The organism is Telluria sp. B2 (assembly GCF_051789535.1).
Taxonomy (GTDB): domain Bacteria; phylum Pseudomonadota; class Gammaproteobacteria; order Burkholderiales; family Burkholderiaceae_D; genus Telluria.
In genome coordinates this window covers 4469755-4494936 of the sequence record NZ_CP196525.1, presented here as the reverse complement: position 1 = coordinate 4494936, position 25182 = coordinate 4469755, and the positions used below count along the sequence as shown (strand labels likewise).

11 protein-coding genes are annotated in these 25182 nt (G+C 66.0%); 7 read left to right on the top strand and 4 right to left on the bottom strand.

Features of this window, described 5'->3' with window-relative positions:
* Nucleotides 1–68: 68 nt before the first annotated feature.
* Nucleotides 69–833: a type I methionyl aminopeptidase gene (gene map, locus ACSUZJ_RS19880; RefSeq protein ID WP_499411031.1), complete on the bottom strand. Its 765-nt coding sequence runs from the start codon at nucleotides 831–833 to the stop codon at nucleotides 69–71.
* 226 nt (nucleotides 834–1059) lie between these two features.
* On the opposite strand from map, the gene ACSUZJ_RS19875 reads away from it, so the two are divergent.
* The 4 genes from ACSUZJ_RS19875 to ACSUZJ_RS19860 all read left to right on the top strand — a co-directional run bounded on the left by ACSUZJ_RS19875 (nucleotide 1060) and on the right by ACSUZJ_RS19860 (nucleotide 9627).
* Nucleotides 1060–2031 carry a class I SAM-dependent methyltransferase gene (locus ACSUZJ_RS19875; protein ID WP_499411029.1) on the top strand — a complete coding sequence of 324 codons (972 nt, stop codon included), beginning with the start codon at nucleotides 1060–1062 and terminating at the stop codon, nucleotides 2029–2031.
* A gap of 586 nt (nucleotides 2032–2617) precedes the next feature.
* Nucleotides 2618–5173: a TonB-dependent receptor plug domain-containing protein gene (locus tag ACSUZJ_RS19870; RefSeq protein WP_499411027.1), complete on the top strand. Its 2556-nt coding sequence runs from the start codon at nucleotides 2618–2620 to the stop codon at nucleotides 5171–5173.
* Between the two features lie 136 nt (nucleotides 5174–5309).
* Nucleotides 5310–7349, top strand: coding sequence for an alpha/beta hydrolase family protein (locus tag ACSUZJ_RS19865; RefSeq protein ID WP_499411025.1), 2040 nt, complete (start codon nucleotides 5310–5312; stop codon nucleotides 7347–7349).
* Nucleotides 7350–7575: 226 nt separating this feature from the next.
* The gene (locus ACSUZJ_RS19860; RefSeq protein WP_499411023.1) at nucleotides 7576–9627 is read left to right on the top strand and encodes an alpha/beta hydrolase family protein; all 2052 of its coding nucleotides are present in this window, start codon (nucleotides 7576–7578) and stop codon (nucleotides 9625–9627) included.
* Nucleotides 9628–9701: 74 nt separating this feature from the next.
* On the opposite strand, the gene glnE is transcribed toward ACSUZJ_RS19860, so the two are convergent.
* Nucleotides 9702–12419 (bottom strand): bifunctional [glutamate--ammonia ligase]-adenylyl-L-tyrosine phosphorylase/[glutamate--ammonia-ligase] adenylyltransferase, encoded by a 2718-nt coding sequence (gene glnE / locus ACSUZJ_RS19855; protein ID WP_499411021.1) that lies wholly within the window; start codon nucleotides 12417–12419, stop codon nucleotides 9702–9704.
* Nucleotides 12420–12584: 165 nt separating this feature from the next.
* Between glnE and ACSUZJ_RS19850 the strand changes: the two genes are divergently transcribed.
* The 3 genes from ACSUZJ_RS19850 to tldD all read left to right on the top strand — a co-directional run bounded on the left by ACSUZJ_RS19850 (nucleotide 12585) and on the right by tldD (nucleotide 19136).
* Nucleotides 12585–16757: a YhdP family protein gene (locus ACSUZJ_RS19850; RefSeq protein WP_499411019.1), complete on the top strand. Its 4173-nt coding sequence runs from the start codon at nucleotides 12585–12587 to the stop codon at nucleotides 16755–16757.
* A 1-nt stretch (nucleotide 16758) separates the two neighbouring features.
* Entirely contained in the window at nucleotides 16759–17556 is a 798-nt protein-coding gene (locus tag ACSUZJ_RS19845; protein WP_499411017.1) for a carbon-nitrogen hydrolase family protein, read from the top strand.
* A gap of 119 nt (nucleotides 17557–17675) precedes the next feature.
* A complete protein-coding gene (tldD, locus tag ACSUZJ_RS19840) occupies nucleotides 17676–19136 on the top strand; it encodes a metalloprotease TldD (RefSeq protein WP_312549134.1) in 1461 nt (486 codons plus the stop codon).
* 109 nt (nucleotides 19137–19245) lie between these two features.
* On the opposite strand, the gene ACSUZJ_RS19835 is transcribed toward tldD, so the two are convergent.
* Together ACSUZJ_RS19835 and ACSUZJ_RS19830 are read right to left on the bottom strand one after the other, a co-directional pair.
* Nucleotides 19246–21933 (bottom strand): TonB-dependent receptor, encoded by a 2688-nt coding sequence (locus tag ACSUZJ_RS19835; RefSeq protein WP_499411014.1) that lies wholly within the window; start codon nucleotides 21931–21933, stop codon nucleotides 19246–19248.
* Between the two features lie 324 nt (nucleotides 21934–22257).
* Complete coding sequence (locus tag ACSUZJ_RS19830; RefSeq protein WP_499411012.1) at nucleotides 22258–25128, bottom strand: TonB-dependent receptor; 2871 nt, start codon at nucleotides 25126–25128, stop codon at nucleotides 22258–22260.
* Nucleotides 25129–25182: the final 54 nt, after the last annotated feature.

Below are 25182 nucleotides of genomic sequence, written 5' to 3'. Positions count from 1 at the left end.
CGAGAGAAATCGAGGGTGCAAAAAAACCGGCATTTCACAACGCCGGGTTTTTCTTTTTGCTGGTCTTCTTACTTCGTCGGCCAGGGCGTCAGGATCTCGAAGCCATGCGCGGTCACCGCGATCATGTGTTCCCACTGCGCCGACAGCGAGCCGTCGGCGGTGACCACGGTCCAGCCGTCGTCGAGCTGGCTGGTTTCCTCGGCGCCAATGTTGATCATCGGCTCGACCGTGAAGGTCATGCCTTCCTTGAGCAGCAGGCCGGTGTTCGGGCGGCCATAGTGCAGCACCTGCGGATCCTCGTGGTAGACGCGGCCGATGCCGTGGCCGCAATAGTCGCGCACCACCGAATAGCCGGCGCTTTCGGCCAGCTTCTGGATCGCGTGGCCGACGTCGCCCAGGCGGGAACCCGGACGCACGGTGCGGATGCCCGCCATCATGCACTCGAAGGTGGTGTCGACCAGGCGCTTCGCTTCAGGGCTCGGGGTGCCGGCGTAATACATGCGGCTGGTGTCGCCGTGCCAGCCGTCCTTGATGACGGTGACGTCGATGTTGATGATGTCGCCGTCCTTCAGGATTTCCTTCTCGCTCGGGATGCCGTGGCAGACCACGCCATTGACCGAGGTGCACAGGGTTTTCGGAAAGCCGTGGTAGCCGACGTTGGCCGGCGTGGCCTTCTGCACCTTGCGGATGTATTCATTGCAGCGCCGGTCGAGCTCTTCGGTGGAGACGCCGGGGACGACGTACTCGCCGATCATGTCCAGCACTTCGGCCGCGAGGCGGCCGGCGACGCGCATTTTCGCGATGTCCTTGTCGTTCTTGAGTTTGATTGCCATTGTCGATTGAATGTGATGGCGGCCGTGCCGCGCGAATCCTCCATGATACCCGCTGCGCCGCCGGAACGCCCGGCGCTCTGCTCGCCCGCGTGATAAACGAAGCCGGCATGTATGTTTTGTTGTTGACCTGTAATGACTAGCGGGAGATACTGGACGACAGCTTGTTGTTGTTCGTCTTTGAAGTCTTCGTTTCGGTTCACCTTGCTTCATCAGTAAAGGGCGGTAAATGGAAATTCAGGTTGACGTGCGCAAGGCCGTGTGGAGCCGCTACTGGTCCCATGGCGTGGCGCATTCTTGCGGTGGTAGTTATGGGAACCGTTACGAAGGTGCCCTGGCACAATTCTGGCGCACGGCGTGCAGCGGGCTGCGTCCCGGCGCCCGCATGCTGGACGTCGCGACCGGCAATGGCGCCGTCCCCCAATTACTGCTTGCCAATACCGCCAACAGCATCAGCTGCGACGCCATCGACCTGGCCCGGCCCGAGCCGCAGTGGATCGCCGGCCTGCCAAGGCACAAGCGCGGACGCATCCGTTTCCACGGCGAGCAGGCCGCCGAAACGCTTCCCTTTCCCGACGACCATTTTGAGCTGGTAAGCAGCCAGTACGGGCTCGAATACACCGATCTCGGTCGCAGCGTGCCCGAGATCCTGCGTGTGCTGCGACCCGGCGGCAGGGTCTGCCTGATCACCCATCATGCGGACGCACGCCCGGTCCGGCTGGCGGCGGCCGAACTGCGCCATCTCGACTGGCTGCAGGCGAGCGGAGGCTTGCTCGAGGCCGCCGGCGCCATGATCGAGCCGATGGCGCGCGCCGCAACCGAGGCCGGACGCGCTTCCCTGGCCGGGGATGCCGCGGCGAACGCGGCGCGGGCACGCTTCAATACCCTGCAACAGGAGGCGACCGCCGAGGCCGCCGACAGCGACTGTCCCGACGTGCTGGCCGAAACCCAGGTGGCGCTGGGCCAGATCCTGAACCTGGCGATCGAACAGGGCGCCGAGGCAGCGCGCGCCGCGCTTGCCGCGCTGGCGCAAGCGCTGATGGATTCGCGCGTGCGCCTGCAAGAGTTATGCGATTACGCGCTGGACGCGGACGGCGCCGCCAGGCTGGCCACGGCGCTGGGCGGCAGCGCGAACGACGTCCGCCCAATGCTCGACAACGGTGTGTTGATGGGGTGGGGTGTGCAGGTACGCCCGGGCTGAAGCACCGCCTCCATGGTAGTTTAGTGCCGCACTGCAATGGTGCGCACATTCAGATTGTGTCTTTCTGGAATTGTCAAGCAATATGGCGGTAGTTCTGCGATGCACAAAAATGGTGCATTGAGTCATCGTGTCCTGCCCGCCTGCATCTTTACAGTGCGCAAGCACTCCAGCAATTTACCTCGCTTATCCCTCTGTCAGTCAGAACTTTGTGCGGCGCACAAGCGTCTTTTTTCCTGATTACTGCGCTGCAGCAAAATGCTGTATGTCATTGTGCCAACTCAACTTAGATGAAATGTCAAGAGTTTCCGGCATGATTTTTTATGCGTTTTATCAACAAAAACGCAACAGTTGGTCGGCATTTTTTCTTGCGATGTGTCAATGCATCATGCAATACTGCCCCGGTCGTTTTGTTAGCTTTTTCCAATTATCTGTAGAAAAGCAGACATTTCGCCAGCCTTTGGGCTTGGCGCAAGAATGTATTTTCTGCAAACAAGGGAGCCGCTGCAGGACGCGAGTTATCTGGAGGTACCCCGTCGCGCTTGCGCGGCAGGTTTTCCGGGCGAAGACCCTATCAACAAGGAGATCTATGTTTAAGAAGTCCAAAGTCTGCACCGCCGTCGCTCTGGCGTTTGGCGGCAGCGTCGGCCTGATCGCAATGCCAGCTTTCGCTCAAGAAGCGGCACCTGCTGTGCAAAAAATCGAACGCGTCGAAGTGACCGGTACCCGCATCAAGCGTGCTGACGCTGAAGGCGCACTGCCAGTTACCGTGATCAAGCGTGAAGAACTGGAAGCTTCCGGTTCGACCACCGTCGCTGAATTCATGCGTACGTCGACCTTCTCGTCGACTGGTAACTTCCGTCCGCAATCGGGCAGCTCCGCCCAGTCCTTCGCCGGCATCGACCTGCGTGGCCTCGGTTCGCAGCGTACCCTGGTCCTGCTGGACGGCCGCCGCCTGCCGAAGGCACCGAACGTCGGCGACTCCGTCGACCTGAACACCGTGCCGATGGCAGCGGTCGAGCGCATCGAGATCCTGACCGACGGCGCGTCGGCAGTCTACGGCTCGGACGCAATCGGCGGCGTGGTCAACATCATCACCCGCAAGGACTTCGAAGGCATCGCCGGCGTGGTCGGCTACACCGATCCGAAAGTCAAAGGCGGCGCCCGTAAGGAAGCGTCGGTCCTGGTCGGCGTGCAAGGCGAAAAAGGCCGTATCGTGATGGGCGCGTCGAAGACCGGCCGTGGCATGGTCTACACCCGCGACCGGCCTTGGGGCCAGGACCTGGGCGTGAGCTCGTACGGTAACAACTACCGTTTGCCGAGCGGCGCCTACACTTCGATCGGTAACCTGCGCGGCAACCCGGCCACCGGTTGCACGGACGAGAACTTCTGGCTGGCCGACAACGGCTCCTGCTCGTACAACTTCAACGCCGTTGCGGCCGACGAAGCACAGATCGACAGCCAGGCCTTCTTCGCCCGCGGCGAAACCCAGATCAACGACGACTGGAAAGCCTACGTCAACGCGTCGACCACCAATACCAGCAGCTTCGGCCGCTATGCACCGACCCCGGCCCAGTTGACCGTTCGCGCCAACACCCCGAACAACCCGACCGCGTCGGACATCATCGTGCGTCACCGTACCGCTGCCGCCGGCAACCGCGACACCACGACCGACGCATGGCTGGCGAACGTGGCCGCTGGCTTCCAGGGCAAGATCGCCAAGAACATCGACCTGGACGTGGGCGCCGCCTACACCCGTTCGGTGTACAAGGAATTGGGTCGCAACTACATCGTGCGTCCGATCCTGGAACAGTACGTCAACGAGACGCGTGTCAACGCTCCGAAGTACGACCTGTACAACCCAAGCGCAAACCCGGAAGAAGTGCTGAGCGCCATCAAGGCAACCACCAGCCGCGACAGTATCTTCAAGCAGACCGATTTCTACGCGATCGGTACCTTCTACGACCTGTTCCAACTGCCTGGCGGCGGCGTCTCGCTGCTGGCTTCGGCTGAAACCCGCGAAGAAATCTACGGCGACATCTACGACTCGCTGTCGGAAGCTGGCGTGATCGAAGGTTCGGCCGGTAACTCGGCAGCAGGCAAGCGTCGCGTCAGCGGTGCCGCCCTGGAAATGGTATTCCCGATCACCAAGACCCTGGAAGCGAGCGCTGCTGGTCGCTTCGACAAGTACAGCGACTACGGCAACGACTTCTCGCCGAAGGTCTCGGTGCGCTGGCAGCCGATGAAGAACCTGACCCTGCGCTCGTCGTTCGGTGAAGGCTTCCGTGCTCCGAGTCTGCCGCAGCTGCACCAGAAGGAATCGTTCTCGGCTGAGCCGGTCTTCGATCCGGCCTCCTGCCTGGCATCCGGCGGCAAGACCGGCGGCGGCATCCCTGCATCGCAGGATTGCAACAAGGCAGCTACCATCCAGGTCGACACCTACACCCGGGCCAACGCGGCTCTGAAGTCGGAACAGTCGAAGCAGTTCTCGGTGGGCGCGGTCTGGGACGTCCTGCCGGCCATCAGCGTCAAGGCCGACTACGCCAAGATCAAGATCGACGACCGTATCACCCTGATCGGCGCACAGGACCTGATCCGTCGTTCGAACGGCACCGATCCGCGTGCGATCCCGGCTGGCCTGGCCGTCATCCGTAACTCGACCGGCGCAATCGACCGCGTCAATATGGGTTACGCGAACGAAGGCACGCTGCAGGGCGAATACCTGGATGCGAGCATCACGGGCCGCTGGCGTAGCGCAACGTGGGGTAACTTCGACCACGAACTGCGTTACTCCAACACCCTCAGCTACGACGACGACGGCAACGAACTGCGCGGCACCCTGGGCCTGCCGCACTACCGTGCTACCCTGTCGAACAACTGGAAGCTGGGCGCCTTCGGCGTGTCGTACAACCTGAACGTCACCGGTCGTAACTATGACGATCCGGAAACCCCGGTCGGCACCTACGTGACCCACGACATCCAGGGTACCTGGAGCACCCCGTGGGGCGGCAAGCTGGCTGTCGGCCTGGTCAACGCCTTCGACAAGATGCCTTCGCTGGTTCCGTACGACGGTCGTAACTTCAACTTCTACCTGTACGACGCGTACGGCCGCCAGGCATACGTCCGTCTGGAACAGAAGTTCTAATTCAGCCGCTTCATAGCTGAATGACAGGGAGGGGGTCTTCGACCCCCTCCTTTTTTTTTGATCAAGCGCAATATGCATATAGGATGCGCAAGCAAAGCTCGGCGCTTTTTCCTTTCGTAAAGGTACTGCAAATCGTATGAAGATCACTCCTTCCCTGGCCAGGAAACTGGGCGTGCTGCTGGTCGCGGCTGGCCTTGGGCTGAACGTGTCGGCAGCCGGCGTGCCGGCGCCGGCAAACGCGGTCAAGCCGCTGCCGACCGATGCCTTTTTCAAGAAGCCGGTGCTGGACGCACCGAGTTTGTCGCCTTCGGGTAAGAAAATCGCGATGCTGGTAGCGACCGAGTCGGGCCGTATCGGCCTGGCAGTGGCCGACATCGCCACCCCGGATAAATTCAAGGGCATTGCCCAGTTTCCCGATGCTGACTTGCGCAGCGTGCACTGGGTAAATGATGAGCGTCTCGTGTTCGACCTCACGGACCGCCAGGCCGCGATGGGCGAACAGTTGGGCAGCGGCCTGTACGCGGTGAACGCGGACGGGAGCGATTTCATCTGGCTGATCGAGCGTACCGGCAACTACAGCGCCACAGCCGGCGCTCTGCGCCGTCCGCTGCCTTCGCGCAACCAATTCCTGGGTTCGATCCATGACGGTTCGGACGACGTACTGATCCTTCGCTGGTTTCCGACCGAGCGGGGCCAGCCTCCCAAGACCTCGGTGATGCGCTTGAACACCCGCTCGATGGGCGTGCGCCACCTGTTCAGTGAATCGGTGCCAAATGGCACCGTGGGTTGGGTGCTGGACCCCAGCCTGCAACCACGTCTCGTGATGACGAACGACGGCAAGAAGGACGGCGCGGTGTACTGGCGAGGCGCCGGCGCCTCGGGCTGGACCGAGCTGTACCGCTACGATCTGACTGATGCCGAGCACGCCGTTACGCCGGTGGCGGTCGACAACAATGGCGAGATCTACGTACGCGCGCCCAATCCCGAGAGCCCGGACGACACCGCTGCGCTGTACCGCTACGACGCCAGGACACGCAAGCTCGACAGCAAACCACTGCTGAATCTCCCTGGCTTCGATTTCAACGGCGACGTCAAGTTCGATGCCGAAACCAAGGCGCTGCTGGGCGTAAGCTACCTGCAGGAAGCGCAAGGCATGAGCTGGTTCGATCCGGGTATGCGCGCGATGCAGGAAGCCATCGACAAGTTGCTGCCTTCGACCAATAACGACATTTCCTGCTCGCGCTGCGTGAACGCCAAGCATGTCGTCGTGACCGCGTCGTCGGACATCCAGGCGCCGGTCTACTTCCTGTTCGAGCGCGCGACCAGCAAGTTGTCGCTGCTGGGCGCTTCCCGTCCGTGGCTCGATTCGACCGCCATGGCCGGCACGCAGGATTTCCAGCGCGTCAAGGTACGCGACGGCGTGCATGTTCCCGTGTACATCACCAAACCGCGCGGCAAGGGGCCGTTCCCGACGGTCGTGCTAGTCCACGGCGGCCCCTACGTACGTGGCGGCATGTGGGGCTTCAATCCGCCGAACCAGTTCCTCGCTTCGCGCGGCTACGTGGTGGTCGAGCCTGAATTCCGCGGCAGCACCGGCTATGGCAGCAAGTTGTTCAAGGCCGGCTTCAAGCAGTGGGGCCTGGCGATGCAGGACGACATCACCGATGTGACGCACTGGGCGATCGACCAGGGGCTGGCCGATTCGAAGCGCATCGCGATCGCCGGCGCCAGCTATGGCGGCTACGCCACCATGATGGGCCTGCTCAAGGAGCCGGGTCTGTACAAGGCCGGCATCAACTGGGTTGGCGTGACCGACATCGAGATGCTGTACACGATCGGCTGGAGCGACCTGGCCGATCCGGACAGCCCATGGATGCGCTACGGCATGCCGCGCATGATCGGCGACCCGGACAAGGATGCGGCCCAACTGGCAGCGACCTCGCCGCTGAAACAGGCTGCGCGCATCAAGCAACCGGTGTTGATGGCCTATGGCGAGGAAGACTACCGCGTACCGCTGCCGCACGGCGTCAAAATGCGCGATGCACTGATCTCGACCGGTAACAAGAATGTCGAGTGGATCCAGTACGCGGGTGAAGGCCATGGCTGGAACCTGGAGAAGAACCAGGTGGACTTCTGGAACCGGGTCGAACGCTTCCTCGAGAAGAACCTCAAGTAAGCCGCGCCCGGGCAGCATAAAGGAAACGCCCTACGGGGCGTTTCCTTTATGCGGAACGTTTCCTTTATGCGGGGCGTTCCTTTATGTAGGAGATGGCGAGCGCGCCTGGTTGGACGATAAAGGAGGGGGCTTGACCCTTCTCCTTTCTTGACTCTAGACAATATACGGAAAAGATGGCTCGTATAGGCTCGTCACTATTTCCGTTCGTAAAGATACTCCAAAACGTATGAAGATGACTCCTCCCCTGGCCATCAAACTGGCCGCGATGCTGGTTGCCGCCGACATTGGACTGCATGCATCGGCAGCGGGTGTGCCCGCTCCGGCAAGTGCAGCCAAGCTCCTGCCCACCGAAGCCTTCTTCAAGAAGGCTGCGCTGGGCTCGCCAACGCTTTCGCCCTCGGGCAAGAAAATCGCCATGCTGGTGCCGACCGCCTCGGGACGCATCGGCCTGGCCGTCGCTGATATCGGCACGCCCGACAAGTTCAAAGGTATCGCACAGTTCGACGAAGCCGACATCGCCACTGCAACCTGGATCAACGACGAGCGCCTGGTGTTCGGCCTGCATGACCGCCAGTCCGCGCTGGGCGACCAGCTCGACCGTGGACTGTATGCGGTGAACGCCGATGGCAGCAAGTTTGTCTGGCTGATCGAACGCACGTATGCCTGGAAGTACAGCAGCGCGCCCGGGGCTGCCCACCGCCCCCTCTCATATTATGCCTACGACTATATCAGGCCCATTTATGACGGTTCCGACGACGTGCTCGTACAGCATAGCGAACCGCTCGGGCCCGGCGTGCCGCCGAAGACGCAACTGATGCGCCTGAATACGAAGACGATGGGCTTGCGCCACGTCCATGCGGGTGGCGCACCCAGGGGCGCCTCGCACTGGATCGTCGACCCCGACCTGCGTGCGCGCACCGTGGTGAGCCTTGACGGCTCCCGGGAGAACGGCGTGGTGTACTGGCGCGAGCTCGATAGCGGCGAGTGGACCGAGCTCTATCGCTTCAATCGCTTCGGCGACAGCGAGCCGATTACCCCGCTGGCGGTCGACAACGCGGGGCAATTGTATGTCACCGCCCCGAACCCCAAGAGCCCGGACGCAGCGCTCGCCCTGTACCGCTACGATGTGAAGCGCCGCCAACTCGAGGCGGAGCCACTGCTGAACTTGCCTGGCTATGATTTCGAGGGCAACGTGATTATCGACAAAGGCACCAAACAGGTGCTCGGTGCGAGCTTCAGGCAGGAGACGCTGGGCGTTGCCTGGTTCGATCCGAAGATGCGCGCCGCGCAGGAAGCCGTGGACAAGCTGCTGCCGTCGACCAATAACTACTTGTCCTGCACGTATTGCACGACGGTCCGCCACATGGTCGTCACGGCGACTTCCGACGTGCAGGCCCCGGTCTATTTCCTGTTCGACCGCGAGAGCGGCAAGCTGTCCCTGCTGGGCGCTTCGCATCCCTGGCTGAACTCGGCAGACATGGCCGGCACCCAGGACTTCCATCGCATCAAGACCCGTGACGGCATGCAGATTCCGGTGTATGTCACCAAGCCACGCGGCAAGGGACCATGGCCGACCGTCGTCATGGTGCACGGCGGCCCGTTCGTGCGCGGTGTCGAGTGGGGCTTCGATCCATCGACCCAGTTCCTCGCCTCGCGTGGTTACCTCGTCATCGAGCCCGAGTTCCGCGGCAGCACCGGTTACGGCAGCAAGCTGTTCCGGGCTGGCTGGAAGCAGTGGGGCCTGGCGATGCAGGACGACATTACCGATGCCACCCGCTGGGCCATCGACCAGGGCCTGGCCGATCCGAAGCGCATTGCCATCGCCGGCGCCAGTTATGGCGGCTATGCGACGATGATGGGCCTGGTCAAGGAGCCTGGACTGTACAAGGCGGGCATCAACTGGGTCGGCGTCACCGATATCGAGATGATGTACTCGATCGGCTGGAGCGACTTCATGGACCCCGACGATCCCTGGGTGCGTTTCGGCATGCCGAAGATGATTGGCGACCCCGACAAGGACCAAGCCCAGCTGACCGCCACCTCGCCCTTGAAGCAGGCGCACCGTATCAAGCAGCCCGTACTGATGGCGTATGGCGAGGAGGACTATCGTGTCCCGCTGCCTCACGGTAAAAAGATGCGTGACGCCCTGCTCGAGACAGGCAACAAGAACGTTGAATGGGTCCAGTATCCGAGAGAGGGACACGGCTGGTACCTGACCGAGAACAACGTCGACTTCTGGAACCGGGTCGAGCGCTTCCTCGACAAGAACCTGAAGTAAACCGCGCCCGCGCAGCATGAAGAAAACGCCCCTCGGGGCGTTTTCTTTTTATGGCGCCAGGGATGGAGGCCGGTTCAGGTCCCGAACAAGGCCCCCCACAGCCGCACCACCGCATCCGCATGCCTGGCCACCAGGCCATGCTCGACCCGCGCCTCCTGCCCCTGCAGCCGCAACTGGTGCTGCAGCTTGCGCATCGCGCGGTAGGCGCCGCCGACCTCGGCCGCCAGGGCCGCGTCGATCAGTCCGAGTTCCCCCGCGATGCGCAGCAGCGCGATGTTGCCGAGGTTGGCGGTGAGCTGCGGATACGCCGCCGCGTGGCGCAGCACCAGGTACTGGACAATGAACTCGATGTCGATCATGCCGCCCGCGTCCTGCTTCAGGTCGAACAGCGCCGTGCGGTTCGGGTAGGCCTCGTGCATGCGCTGGCGCATCCTGAGCACTTCTTCCTTCAGTTCGGCTTCGCGATCGCTGCGGTCCTGGCGCAGCACGCTTTCCCGGATCGCCTCGAAGCGTGCGCCGATGGCCGCGTCGCCGGCGCAGAAGCGCGCGCGCGTCAGGGCCTGGTGCTCCCAGACCCAGGCCGACCGCTGCTGGTAGCGCTCGAAGGCGCCGAGCGGGCTGACCAGCATGCCGCTGGCGCCGTCCGGGCGCAGGGCGGTGTCGATGTCGAACAGGATCCCGGCCGGGGTGTGGGCCGTCATCCAGGTGATGAAGCGCTGGGCCAGCTTGGCGTAGTTCGAGGGCGCCATGTCGTCCTCGTCGTCGAACAGGAAGATGACGTCGAGGTCGGACACGTAGCCGAGCTCCTTGCCGCCCAGCTTGCCGTAGGCGATCACGGCGAAGCGCGGTTCCTCGACGTGGCGCGTGGCCACCGTCTTCCAGGCCCAGCGCACCGTCGCGGCCACCATCACGTCGGCCAGCGCCGACAGGTGGTCGGCCAGGCGCTCGACCGACAGTTCGCCGGCCAGGTCCAGCGCCAGCAGGCGGAACTGCTGGGCGTGGTGGGTCTCGCGCAGGATGTCGAGCTGGCGCTCGGTGTCGCCCTCGGCCTCCTGCAGCTTCGCGTCGAGGCTGGCTGCCAGCTGCGCCGGTTCGTCGATGCCGCCGCGGTCGTCCAGCAGCTCGTCGAGCAGGATGGGGTGCTGGGTCAGGAAAGTGGCTGCCCAGCCGCTCGCATGCATCATGCGGATCACGCGCTCGAGCGTGTGCGGGTATTCGGTCAGCAGCGACAGGTAGGCGGAGCGACGCGCCACCGCTTCCAGGAAGTCGAGCAGGCGCCCGAGGGTCGCGCCGTGGCTGCCGACGCCGGCCTCCTTCACCGTGGCGGCCACCTGGGGCAGGGCCAGGTTGACCAGGGCCAGCAGGCGCGTCCGGCTCGCGTCCGGCAGGCTCTGCAAACGCGGCGCCTGCCAGGTCGCCACCAGGCGGCGCGCGGCATCCGCCGGGTCGCCGTAGCCGAGCGCGCGCAGGTGGGCCTCGATGGCGGCCAGGTTCTCGGGATCGGCCGCGATCGCTTCCAGCTCGGCGCGCTCCTCGCTTGGTGCCGCGCTCTTGTCGGCGAACATGTCGTCGAACTCGGCGGCCACGAAGGCGCGTTGCTCGTCGAGCCGGGCGAGCAGGGTGGGCGCGTCGGGCAGGCCCATCATGTTGGCGATGACCAGGCGCTCGGCCTCGTTCGGGGGCAGGGTATGAGTCTGGGCGTCGTCCAGGTATTGCAGGCGGTGTTCCAGGTTGCGCAGGAAGGTGTAGGCGTCCAGCAGGCGCTCCACCGTTTCGGGCGCCAGCAGGCCGCGCTCGGCCAGCAAGCGCAGGGTCTGGCGCGTCGAGCGCTCGCGCAGCGCCGGATCGCGCCCGCCGCGGATCAACTGGAACACCTGGGCCAGGAACTCGATCTCGCGGATGCCGCCGCGCCCCAGCTTGACGTTGTTGCTGCGGTCCGGATGCAGGCGCTCCTGGCGGTTCACTTCGGCGCGGATCTGGGCGTGCATGTTGCGGATCGCGTCGATCACGCCGAAGTCGAGGTAGCGCCGGAACACGAAGGGACGCACGATGGCGTCCAGGGCGGCGATATCTTCCTCGTTGCCGGTCACCGCGCGCGCCTTGACCCAGGCATAGCGTTCCCATTCGCGGCCCTGGACGATCAGGTATTCCTCGACCATGTTCAGGCTGGCCGCCAGCGGCCCGGACTTGCCGTTCGGACGCAGCGCCATGTCGACCCGGAAGGTGAAGCCGTCCTCGATGACTTCGGACAGCGCGCCGATCAGGCGCCGTCCCAGGCGCACGAAGAATTCGTGGTTCGACAGTCCGCGCTGGTGCGGCTGCGCATCGGTCTCGCCGTCTTCCGGATAGACGAAGATCAGGTCGATGTCGGACGAGACGTTGAGCTCGCCGCCGCCCTGCTTGCCCATGGCCAGCACCATCATTTCCTGAGGACGGCCGGACTCGCCGCCGACCGGCATGCCGTGGGCGGCAACCATTTCGGCCATCAGGTCCGCCAGGTGGGTACGGATCGCGAAATCGGCCAGGCCGGTCATGGCGGTGACGACTTCGTCGAGATCGGCCTGGCCTTCCAGGTCGCGCCGGATCAGGCAGGCCAGCAAGAGGTTGCGCAGGCGGCGCATGGCGCGCGGCAGGGGAATGCCCGCGGCCAACTCGGTGTCCAATAACGCGCCGAAATCCGGGCGGGCCAGCGATAATCGGGTCAACTCGGCGACGCGCTCGGGGCGTCCGGGCACGGCATCGACCCAGCGTTGGTACCAGCGCGAGGCGCTGGCGGCGGAAACAGGTGTCATCGGGGAATCCTGCACAAGAGTAAAAGCGTTCCGGGAGGCGTGCTTGCGGTAGAATTGCCCGCCGTGCTGCCTGGGTCAGCATGATGGTAAGGTAGACGCCGCGATCGTAGCAAGCGCTCTCTTATTAAAGAAACAATTTACGGCGAGCCTTTTATTAGCACTTTGATGCACAACCCGGAGCCTCAGGCGCCCCAGGCGCATGTTCCGCTGGCCGAACGCTGGCGGCGGCTGCGTGCCGCCTATCGCTATGCCAACCTGGCTTCGCATCATGTGCTCGGCTTCACGATCAAGCTGGTCCTGCTGGTCTACTTTGCGCTGGGGCTGCTGTTCCTGGCGCTGCGCTACGCGATCCTGCCTAATATAGATATGTACAAGGGCGACATCGAGCGCCTGGCCAGCCGTGCAGTCGGCAACCAGGTCGCCATCGCCCGCATCTATGCCTCCTGGAGCGGCCTGCATCCTTCCCTGTTCCTGGGCGACGTCACCCTGAAGGACGCGCAGGGACGCCAGGTGCTGGCGCTGCCCTCGGTATCGGCGACGTTTTCCTGGTGGAGCGTGTTCGCGGCCGAGCCGCGCTTCGAGACCCTGGAGCTGATCCGCCCGCAGCTCGACGTTCGGCGCGGCCAGGACGGCGTCTTCCACGTAGCCGGCGTGCGCATCGACCCGAAGGACGAGGCGGGTGGCGGGGCCGGCGGCGACTGGGTATTCCGCCAGCGCGAGATCGTGATCCGCGAAGGACGCGTCGACTGGACCGACGCCCTGCGCGGCGCCGCGCCGCTGGCCTTGCGCGACGTCTCGCTGGTGCTGCAGAACCGCTGGCGGACCCACCGCGTCGCGTTCAAGGCCACGCCGCCAGCCAGCCTGGCCCAGCCGCTGGACGTGCGCGCGCGTTTCACCCATCCGCGCTTCGGCGGGCGCGCCTCCGACATCTCGCTTTGGCGCGGCGAACTCTACGCCGACCTGCGTAACGCCGACCTGGCGGCCTGGAAGCAGTATCTCGACTACCCGTTCGAACTCAGCCAGGGCAGGGGCTCGCTGCGCGCCTGGATCACGCTCGATCACGCGCGCCTGGCCGGCTTCACCGCCGACCTGGCGCTGGCCGGCGTCCATGCCCGCATGGGGCCGGACCTGCCGCCGCTGACGCTGGCGCGGGTTTCCGGACGCCTTTCGGCCCGCGAGGAGCTCGCGCCCGGCGTCGAAGACGGCAAACCGACCTTCGGCGCCAACGGCCATACGGTCAGCATCAGCGACTTTACCGTGGCCACCAGCGACGGCCGCGTGCTGCCGCCGGCCACCGTCAGCGAAACCTTCACCCCGGCGCGGGACGGCAAGCCGCAGCGGGTCGAGGTCGAGGCGCGCCAGGTCGACCTGGCGGCGCTGGCCGAGCTGGCCGCCCAGCTGCCGCTTTCGCCCACGCAGCGCCAGCTGCTGGCCGACTTCGCGCCGCGCGGTCAGCTGCTCGATTTTGCCGCGTCCTGGGACGGCAAGGCTCCGCAACTGGCGGGCTACCGCGTCAAGGGCCGCGTCGCCGGACTGAGCCTGCAGCCGCAGGCAGCGCGCCCGGCCATTGCCGCCGGCCCGGGGATCGCGCCCCAGCCGGCGCGGCCGGCCCTGCCGGGCGTGGACAACCTGTCCGGCAGCATCGACGCCACCCAGGACGGCGGCAGCGTCAGCGTCGACTCCGAGAACCTGGCGCTGCACATGCCGGCCTGGTTCGCGCAGGCGTCCATGCCGCTCGACCGGCTGGCGCTGCAGGCGCGCTGGCGCTACGAGCCCCAGGAGCAACTTCTTGTCGAGGTCGACAAGCTCGCATTCGCGCAGGGCAGCCTGCAAGGCAGCCTGTCCGGCAGCCACCTGCTGCCGCTGGGCGAGGGCCAGGGACCGGGCGTGGCCGACTTCACGGGCACCCTCGACGGTTTCAAGATCGCCGAGGTCGGCCGCTTCCTGCCGAATGTGACGCCGGAAAACCTGCACCACTGGCTGAGTACGGCCCTGCAGGGCGGCACCCTGAACGACGTGCGCCTGCGCCTGCGTGGCGACCTGGCCCACTTCCCGTTCCGGGCCGACAACGCGGCCGAGCGCGGGCGCGGCGAATTCCGCGTCGCCGGCCGCCTGAACAATGCCGTGCTCGAATACGCTCCGGGCCACCGCACGCCGGACAACAGACCCGAGTGGCCGTTGGCCGAGGCCATCAACGGCAGCATCGTGTTCGACCGCGCGCGCATGGAAATCCATGGCGAGACCCTGCGCAGCATGGGCCTGAACCTGTCGAACGTGCGCGCCGTCATCCCCAACCTCGGTTCGCACGAGGCCATCCTCGACATCGACGGCACGGCCACGGGTCCCTTGCAGGACTTCCTGGGTTATGTTGCGGCCAGTCCGGTGCTGGGCTGGATCGGCCACTTCACCGAAGACACCCGCGGCAGCGGCAATGCGCGCCTCGGCCTCAAGTTGCAGATGCCGCTGGCGGACCTGCACCAGACGAAAGTGCAGGGCGCGCTGCAGCTGCAGAACAACGACGTGTCCCTGTTCCCCGATTTGCCGCCGCTGCAGGCAGCCCTGGGCAAGGTCGAATTCACCGAGCACGGCGTCAACCTGAATGGCGTGGGCGCCAGCTTCCTCGGCGGGCCGCTGTCGCTGTCGGGGGGGACAGGGCGCGACGGCGCGATCGCGATCCGCCTGGCCGGCACCCTGTCGGCCGAGGGCATGCGCCGCAGCGCGCCGGCGCCGGCGATGGCGCGCCTGGCCACCCGCCTGTCCGGCAGCACCCGCTACAGCGGCGTGGTGACGGTGCGCGACCACGCGCTCACCGTCACGCTCGACTCGAACCTGGCTGGCCTCGGCCTGGAATTTCCGGCGCCGCTGAACAAGGCCCAGGACGCGGTGCTGCCGCTGCGCTTCGTGCTCAATGGCGCGCCGACCGTCAATGGCGTCGGCCGCGACGAGCTGCGCCTGGCGCTGGGCGAGGGTGTCGCGGCGCGCTATGTGCGCAGCCGCCAGCCGCACGGGCCCTGGGTGGTCGAGCGCGGCGGCATCGGCGTCAACGTGCCGGCGCCGGCGCCCGACGACGGCATGATGATCAACGTCGACATGAAGTCGGTGAACGTCGACGCCTGGCTGGCGGCGGCGCGCGCGATCGCCGGCGACGAGGAAGGGGACGCCGACAGCGCCGGCCGCGGGACGGCAGGCGCTGCCGGGCCGAATTTCTCCCAGTACGTGGTGCCCACCACCATCGCCGCGCGGGCGGGTGAACTGTTCATCGCCGACCGCCGCGTGGTCGACGTCGTGGTCGGCGCCACCCACCGCGGCAGCACCTGGCAGGCCAACCTGCAGTCGCGCCAGGCGTCCGGCCACGTCAGCTGGAGCGAGCAGCCGGGGCAGGGCGTGGGCAAGGTCACGGCGCGCCTGGCCTCGCTCATCATCCCCGAGTCGTCGGCGGCCGAGGTCAAGGACCTGCTCGAATCGAACCGCGGCGCGACCAGCATCCCGGCGCTCGACATCGTGGCCGAGCGTTTTGAATTGTTCAACAAGCAGTTCGGCCGCCTCGACCTGCAGGCGAGCAACGTGCAGGCGCTGGCCGGCAAGGAGTGGCGCATCGACCGCCTGAGCCTGGCCAACCCGGACGGCCAGCTGCGCGCGACCGGGCGCTGGCTGACGAAAGACGGCAAGAGCAATACCGGCATGAACTTTACCCTCGACATCCTCGACGCCGGGCGCCTGCTCGACCGCCTGGGCTTCCCCGAGACCCTGCGCCGCGGCAAGGGCAAGCTCTCGGGCGACCTGTCGTGGAGCGGGCTGCCGTACGCGCTCGACATTCCCTCGCTGTCGGGCCAGATCGAACTGAACGTAGGCGGCGGCCAGTTCCTCAAGCAGGACCCGGGCGCGGCCAAGCTGCTCGGCGTGCTCAGCCTGCAGGCCCTGCCGCGCCTGCTGAAACTCGACTTCCACGACGTGTTCTCGGAAGGCCTGGCCTTCGACGGCATCACGGCCAATGCGATGATCTCGCGCGGCGTGGTCAGGACCGAGAACCTGAAGATGCACGGCGTGGCGGCCACGGTGCTGATGGACGGCACCGCCGACATCGCCAACGAATCGACCAACCTGCACGTGGTGGTGATCCCGGAATTCAACCTCGGCACCGGGCCGCTGGTATACGGCCTGGCGGTCAACCCGGTCATCGGCATCGGCTCCTACCTGGCGCAATTGTTCCTGCGCGCGCCGGTGATGAAGGCCCTGACCTACCAGATGCAGATCACGGGACCCTGGAAGTCGCCGACGATCACCAAACTCGACAACCCGCCGGACACGCCGCCGGCAGCCAAAGCGAAGAAGGAGTGACATGACCAGCGTAGCCGCAGTCCAGATGGTGTCCACGCCCGACGTGGCGCACAACATTGCCACCGCCCGCCGCCTCGTCGGCGAAGCCGCCGCTGCCGGCGCCACCCTCGTGACCCTGCCCGAGTACTGGCCCATCATGGGCATGAGCGACGCCGATAAAGTGACGCATGCCGAACAGCCCGGCGCCGGGCCTATCCAGGAAACCATGGCCGCGCTGGCGCGCGAGCACGGCATCTGGCTGGTCGGCGGCACGCTGCCGCTGGTGTCGCCGGACGCCGGCAAGGTCCTGAACACCACGCTGGTCTACGACCCGCAGGGACGAAACGTCAGCCGCTACGACAAGATCCACCTGTTCGGCTTCACCAGGGGCAGCGAGTCCTACGACGAGGCGCGTACCATCGTGCCGGGGCAGGCCGTGGGCAGCTTCGAGGCGCCGTTCGGGCGCGTCGGCCTGTCGGTCTGCTACGACCTGCGCTTCCCCGAGCTGTACCGGGCGATGGGCGAGTGCGCGCTGATCGTGGTGCCGGCCGCCTTCACCCACACCACTGGCAGCGCGCACTGGGAAGTATTGCTGCGCGCCCGCGCCATCGAGAACCAGTGCTACGTGCTGGCCTCGGCCCAGGGCGGCACCCACCAGAACGGCCGCCGTACCTTCGGCCACAGCATGCTGGTCGACCCCTGGGGCGAGGTCAAGGCGGTGCTGCGCGAAGGCGAGGGCGTGGTCACGGGCGAGCTCGACCCGGCTTTCCTGGCCGGGGTGCGCGAAAGCCTGCCGGCATTGCGCCACCGCAAGCTATAACCGGCTGTTGCCGGGACCGTTGCGCCGCCGTTGACGGTGCCGATGCGCGCCGATGCGCGCCGATACGATCGGGGCGGATATGGCACAATGCCCCAATCCATACGAGAAACAGACGCAAAATGACTCCATTCGAACCGAATCTTTCCTCCCTGGCCGTCGCGCGCGACGTGCTGCTGACGCCTTTCGGCCTGGACGAAGGCAAGCTGCTGCGCACACTGGGAACGATGTTCACCCACAAGGTCGACTATGCCGACCTGTATTTCCAGTTCACCAAGAGCGAGGGCTGGAGCCTGGAAGAGGGCATCGTCAAGACCGGCAGCTTCTCGATCGACCAGGGCGTGGGCGTGCGCGCCATTTCCGGCGAGAAGACGGCCTTCGCTTATTCCGATGAAATTTCCGAAAGCGCGCTGCTGGATGCGGCTGCGGCCACGCGCACCATCGCGCGCGCCGGCGCCGGCCGCGTGAAGGTGGCGACCAGCGCCCAGCCGACCGGCGGGCGCTCGCTCTACCTGCCGAACGACCCGCTGGCCTCGCTCGACGCCACCGCCAAGGTGCGCCTGCTCGAGCGCGTCGAGAAGATGGCGCGCGCGAAAGACCCGCGCGTGGTGCAGGTGATGGCGGGCCTGGCTGGTGAATACGACGTGGTGCTGGTCGTGCGCAGCGACGGCGTGCTGGCGGCCGACATCCGTCCGCTGGTGCGCGTCTCGGTCACCGTCATCGCCGAGCAGAACGGCCGGCGCGAGATGGGTTCCTCGGGCGGCGGCGGCCGCTTCGACTACGGCTACTTCGACGACGCCATCCTCGAGCGCTACGCCGACGAGGCGGTCAAGGCGGCGCTGGTCAACCTGGACGCGCGTCCGGCCCCGGCCGGCCCGATGACCATCGTGCTCGGACCGGGCTGGCCCGGCGTCCTGCTGCACGAGGCGGTCGGCCACGGCCTGGAAGGAGACTTCAACCGCAAGGGCTCCTCGGCCTACGCGGGCCGGATCGGCGAACGCGTTGCGGCCAAGGGCGTGACCGTGGTCGACGACGGCACCCTGAAGGACCGCCGCGGCTCGCTGAACATGGACGACGAAGGCAATCCGACCCAGTGCACCACGCTGATCGAGGACGGCATCCTGAAAGGCTATATCCAGGACACGATGAACGCGCGCCTGATGAAGATGCCGGTAACCGGCAACGCGCGCCGCGAATCCTTCGCCCACCTGCCGATGCCGCGCATGACCAACACCTACATGCTGGCAGGCGACAAGGACCCGGCCGAGATCCTGGCCTCGGTCAAGAACGGCCTGTACGCGGTGAATTTCGGCGGCGGCCAGGTCGACATCACGAACGGCAAGTTCGTGTTCTCGGCCAGCGAAGCCTACATGATCGAGGACGGCAAGATCACCTACCCGGTGAAAGGCGCGACCCTGATCGGCAACGGTCCGGACGTCATGAACCGCATCTCGATGATCGGCAACGACATGAGCCTGGACTCGGGCGTGGGCGTGTGCGGCAAGGAAGGCCAGAGCGTGCCGGTCGGCGTCGGCCAGCCGACGCTGCGTATCGACGGCGTGACGGTGGGCGGGACGGGCTGATTGTTTCCCCTTTCCTTCATCACAATGCCCGGCTTGTGCCGGGCATTTTTTATTGATGGATGAACCGTAGGGTGGGCACGGGGCGTCCACCCTACGTGTTCATGCATTGTCAGAATTTATACGTCAGGCGCATGTACGGCGTGATCCCCAGCGGATCGGTATAACGCGGATCGTAGCCCAACTGGAAGTTGGTGACCTGGTTGGTAAAGGGCGGCTCCTCGTCGAACAGGTTCTTGATGCCGGCCGTCAGCTCGAAGTGCTTGTTGCCGGTATAGGTGGCGGAAATCGACCAGGTCGAGTAATGCCCGACGTTGTTGAAGAATTCGGGCGCGACCGCCGTGTTCTGGTCCTCGTAGTGCGACATGTAACGGTTCGAGAGGTTGAAGGTGTAGTCGCCGCGGATCAGGGTCATCAGGAGGTTGTGGCGCCAGCGGAAGACCGGCGTGGCGTCGGCATAGCGTCCGGCGTTCTGGGTGAAGGGTCCGCCGCGCTCGTTCTGGTACTCGTACTTGTTGACATAGGTGCCGTCGATGCTGATGCTGAAGTTGCCGATCGGGCTCTTCGGCATGCGGTAGAGCAGCGACAGGTCCAGGCCGCGCGTCTTGACTTCGCCCAGGTTGCTGGTGATGTCGAGCACGTAGTTCAGGCGCGTGCCGGACGGGTCATAGACGAACAGGTTCTGGTACTTCGGGAAGTTACTGAAGATGGTCTGTTCGGCCAGCGCGCTGATCTGGTCCTTCAGCTTGATCTGCCAGTAGTCGGCCGACAGGGTCAGCCGCGGCATGGGCTCGAACACGATGCCGGCGCTGAATGTGCGCGACTTTTCCGGGCTGAGGTTGGGGTTGCCACCCTGGCGGATGTTCTGCTGCTGGCTGCAGACGATGTTCGGGTTGGCGCCCGGTACCGGCGTTCCGTTCGGGCACAGCACCGGGTCGTTGTAAGTGTCGGAACTGTTGGTGGTCGACTGCGGCCCATACAGGTCAAACAGGGTCGGTGCGCGGAAGCCCTTGTTGAACGAGCCGCGCAGCAGCATCTCGCGGGTCGGCTGGTAGCGCACCGAGACCTTCGGGTTGAAGCTGCCGCCGACGTCATTGTAGTGGTCGTAGCGGCCGGCGAAGTTCAGTTCGAGGTCCTTGATCACGGGGACGTTGAACTCGGTGAAGATGGCGGCGATGCTGCGCTGGCCCGAGGCGTCCTGGGCGTCGGCATAGCCCGAGCTCGAGGCCTGGCCGGCCAGGTCGCGGTTGACGAAGTACTTGGCGCGGTCGCGCCGGAACTCGGCGCCGAGCGCGAAGCCGAGCGCGCCGCCGGGCAGGGTCATCAGGTCGCGGCTGACGCGCGCGTCGATGGCGCTGCTGTTGATGCGCGCGTGGACATACTCGCCGAGCAGCAGGGAGTTGCGCAGGAACTCGGCCCCGGCCGGGCTCTGCGGGCCGAAGGGGTTCAGGATGCCGGCGCCCACGCCGTCGATGATGCGCTGGTCGACCAGGTAGCCGTTGCGGAAGACGCTGCGCGCGCGCCCCATCGAGTGCGAGATCGCGGCGTTGTAGTCCCAGCCGGCGATGGTGCCCTCGAGGCTGGCCTGCAGGCGCGCGGTGGAGCTGCTGTCGTAGTTCTCGCGCGGGCCGGACTCGATCGGACGCCAGCTGATGTCGAGGTTCTCGCCGGTCAGGCCGGGAAAGGCGGGCACGCTGCCGTTGCCGGGATAGTAGGGGCTGGCCGCGGTCATGATGATGCCGATGTTCGACATCGGCGGCGGCGCCACGCGCGATTCGTTGGTGCTGCGGCCCCAGACGAATTTCAGGCTGCCCAGGTGGTCCGGCGTGAACTGGCGGTTGATCTTGCCCATTGCGCTGTACTGGCGCGTCTTGGGGATGTTGTCGACAAACTGGGTGTAGTCGAATTCGCACACCGGGTCGTCGGCCGCGGGGGCGGTGTCGGGCGGGCGGCAGCCGGTCGCGTAATACGGGTTGCCGGCCACGCCGAGGTCGGAAAAGAAGTTGGCCGGGAAGGTCGTGCGGCTCACTTCGTTCATGCCGCGTTCGGGGCGCACGCCGGTGCGCGAGAAGGCGCGGTCGGTGGCGCGCAGGGCGCTTTGCTGGTGATAGTCGAGCACGCCGAACATGCTGATCCCGTCGCGCTCCAGGTTGCCCCAGCCGCCGGACAGGTTGATGCGCTGCTCGTTGCCGCCGCCGCTGCGCCACGGCTCGTAGCCCTCGAAGGTGATGGCCCCGCCCTCGACCGAGCGCTTGGTGATGAAGTTGATCACGCCGCCGATGGCGTCAGTGCCGTAGATCGCCGAGGCGCCGTCGCGCAGCACTTCGACGCGCTCGAGCGCGGCCACGGGTATGATGTTCAGGTCGACCGTGTCGGCGAAGTAGGGGTGGTTGGCCAGGCGCCGGCCATTGAGCAGCACCAGGGTCTTGTCGCCGCCCAGGCCGCGCAGGTCGGCCACCGCGCGCCCGCCCGTGCCGGCGCCGACCGCCGAGGAGCTGACCGTCGAGGTCTGGTTCATCGGGATCGTGTTCAGCACTTCCTGCACCGTGGTCAGGCCCTGCTTGGCGAAGTCGGCGGCGCGGATCGTGGTGATCGGCAGCGAGCTTTCGGCCGCGATGCGCCGGATCGACGAACCGGTGACTTCGACGCGCTGGATCGGCTGGGCCGGCTGTGTTTCCTGCGCCGGGGACTCCAGGGGACGCTGCGCTTCCTGCGCCGTGGCAGGCAGGCTGGCGAGTAAACTGAGGCCGGCGGCGCCGAACAGCTGGCGCAGCGAGCGGGACAAGATAGTTTCGTGCATGTTCGGCTCCCGGATGTGTTGTTCGTTCCCTGTTGCGCTGCTCGCCCTTCTCCGTCAAACAATTGTTTATTGGAATGAACAAATGTGCGGCGAGGTGCTTGGATCGAGTCTTGCACCGACCTTCCCGATTTGGGTGATTTCCATCAAACGAAACGAGGGGGCCGTGGCCTGCGCGCCACAGCCCGAGGCCATTCGCTTGCGTCCGGAAATTTCAACCCGCTCGGAAGCACGCGGGCACCGCTGCCGGGACAGGAAGAACAAGGGAGACGGGGCCTTGCCCGTCTCCCTTCGCACGCGTCTCCCTTCCTGCACATCGGGCCAGGCTCAGAAGGTGTAGCGCGCACCCACCGAGAAGGTGCGTCCGACCGCGCCCAGGTAGTCGAGCGGGTTGTAGGCCTGGGCGCCATAGGTCAGCGGATCGAGCGGCGCGACCTTGTCGAACAGGTTCTCGACGGTGCCGAACACTTCCCAGCCCGGCCGCGGCTTCCAGCGCACCACCAGGTCGAACGTGGTGAACGAGGCCAGTTCGCAGCCGCGCGGGGCGGGTTCGCCGTTGGCGTAGTGGCTGGCGCAGCCGTCCGGATCGTTCTTGAACAGCACGTTGTCGATCGGTGCGCGGTAGTTGGCGTTGAGTGCGACGCGCCAGTCGCCGCGGTCCCAGGCCGCGCGCAGGTTGACGCGGTAGTCCGGGGTGCCGACGCAGTTGGTGACGTCGCAGTTGCCGTGGGTGCCGGCGAAGTCGCGCGAGCTGCCGTCCTGTTCGGTGCGGATCCACTCGTCGATGTAGGTCAGCTTGCCGTCCATGAGCAGGTTGCCCCAGCCGTTGGGCAGGCGCAGCGTGTGGCGCGCGTCGAGGTCGATGCCCTGCACCTTGGTCTGGGCCGAGTTGACGTAGCTTGCCAGCACCGCCGTGATGGCGCCGGGGTCGCCCGGGACGTCCGAATCGGCGGTGGTCGGGTCGCGCGCAACGCGGCCGGCGGCGATGGCGACATCGGTCAGTTCCTGGTTGATCTCGTTCTTGCGTTTGATCCTCCAGAAGTCGACCGAGATGCTGGTGCGCGGCAGCGGATCCCAGATCACGCCGATGTTGTAGCTGCGCGAGCGCTCCGGGCTCAGGTCGGGGTTGGGCGAGGTGATCACCGCGATCGAGGCCGGGTTGCACGCCGCGTCCACGCCCAGGCTGCAGCGCAGCGGGTCTTCGGCGGTGGAGAAGGCGGCCAGGCCGCCGACGCCGTTCTCGGCCGCGCTCGGGGCGCGGAAGCCCTTCGCGAAGGTGCCGCGCAGGGCCAGCTGGCGCGAGGGCGTCCACTTGACCCCGAGCTTCGGCGTCCACGAACGGCCGACGTCGGTGAAGTCGTCGAAGCGCAGCGCGCCGGTCACTTCCAGGCCCGGCAGCACCGGGGCCAGCGCTTCGCCATAGACTGCGAACACGTTACGCGCGCCGCGGTAGGCCGAGTAACCGAGGCCGATGACGTTGCCACGCTCGGTACCGGTGGTCGGGTTCAGCTCGGTTTCCTCGCGCCGCCACTCGACCCCGGCCGCCACGCCAACCGGCCCGCCGGCCAGGCGCCCGAACTCGCGCGTGGCCTTGAAGTCGCCCTGGATGATCTTGGTGGCGGCGTCGTTCGAGATCAGGGGCGAGAGCGCCGCGTAGACGGCCGGGTCGTTCAGGCCGGCGTTCTCGGCGATGCGCCAGAAGGTGCCCGGCGGCAGCGCCGCGTAGGCCGGACTGGTGGCCAGGGCCGAGCCGACGTTGACCAGGTCGGACGGATCGAGCAGGGCGAAGGCGACGTCGCGCTGCAGGAAACCGGTGCGCTCGTTCTTCACGGTGCTGCGCGAGAACAGCAGCGAGGTGTCGTAGTCCCAGCCGGCATACGAGCCCTTGACGCCGGCCAGCACCCGCGAGAAGAAGCCGTCGATGTTCGACACGCGCGGGCCGACGTCGCCGGCCAGGTAGCGCAGGCGCGCGGGGCCCGTGCCGAAATAGGGGTTGTCCGGATGGTTGATGCCGAGCGACACGCCGGCATTGCTGACCGGGCCACCCGGGTAGCCGACGTTGGCGTTCACGCCCGAGGGCGTGCTCGAGGACGAGGTCTTGCTGCTGTACAGGTTGACCTCGCCGTAGGCTTCGAGCCCCTCGGTGATGCGGTAGGTGCCGCGCCCGAACAGGCTGTAGTTTTCCTGTTCCGGCTGGATCTGGTTGTACATCAGGGTCGAGTCGACCAGGCAGCCGCCGAGCGGGTCGCCCTGCGGATGGCTGGTGAAGTTGCTGCAGGCCGCCGCCGGGAACAGCCGGGTGAAGCCGGTGGCCGCGGCGTCGAGGTTGCCGCGGTTGTGGTAGATGTTCGTGTTCGGATTGCGCACGTTGCCGTTGATCGCGCTGCCGGCCGCGTTGGGGCCGGTGATGGCGCCGGTGCCGCCCAGCGCTTCCTGGGCCGAATAGCCCCAGCGGCGCAGGTCGATGCGGCCGATGTGCTCGCGGCCGGCGCGCTCGCGCAGGTAGATGTCGTTCAGGCGCTTGAACTCGAAGTTCAGCAGCACGTTGTAGCGGTCCTTGTCGGGGTCGCCAAAGCCGTGGGTGATGGCCAGGTTCTGTTCCTCGCCGTCCCATTCCTCGGTGATGCCGAGCAGGCCGCGCACGGTGGTGCCGGTGAAGTTGCGGCGCAGGATGATGTTGACCACGCCGGCGATCGCGTCGGAGCCGTAGATGGCCGAGGCGCCGTCTTTCAGGATCTCGATGCGGTCGACGGCGTCGGTGGGGATCACGTTCAGGTCGGTGAAGATCTTCTGGCCGTCGTCGGCCAGCCCGTAGGGCGCCAGGCGGCGGCCGTTGAGCAGCACCAGGGTCGAGGCGGTGCCCAGGCCGCGCAGCGAGATGCCGGCGGCGCCGGCCGCGAAGCCGTTGCCGAAGGTGGTCGGCACCGAGCCCTGGTTGTCCACCGCCAGCGTCTGCAGCAGTTCGGAGACGGTGCTCTTGCCCGAGCGCTCGATGTCGGCGCGGTTCACGGTGATCACCGACGAGGCGGTTTCGGCTTCGGCGCGGCGGATGTTGCTGCCGGTGATTTCGACGCGCGCGATCGGCCGCTGCGCCGCTTCCTGCGCCTGTGCGCCGGGTAGCGCGAGCAGGGCCAGACCGATCGCTCCGCCGCCGGCGAACAGACGGCGCACCGATCGGGATATCAGGGTTTCAGTCATTTCCAGACTCCAAGGTCGTGTTGGAATCCCTGTCCGCTTGAGCCTGTTTGCTTT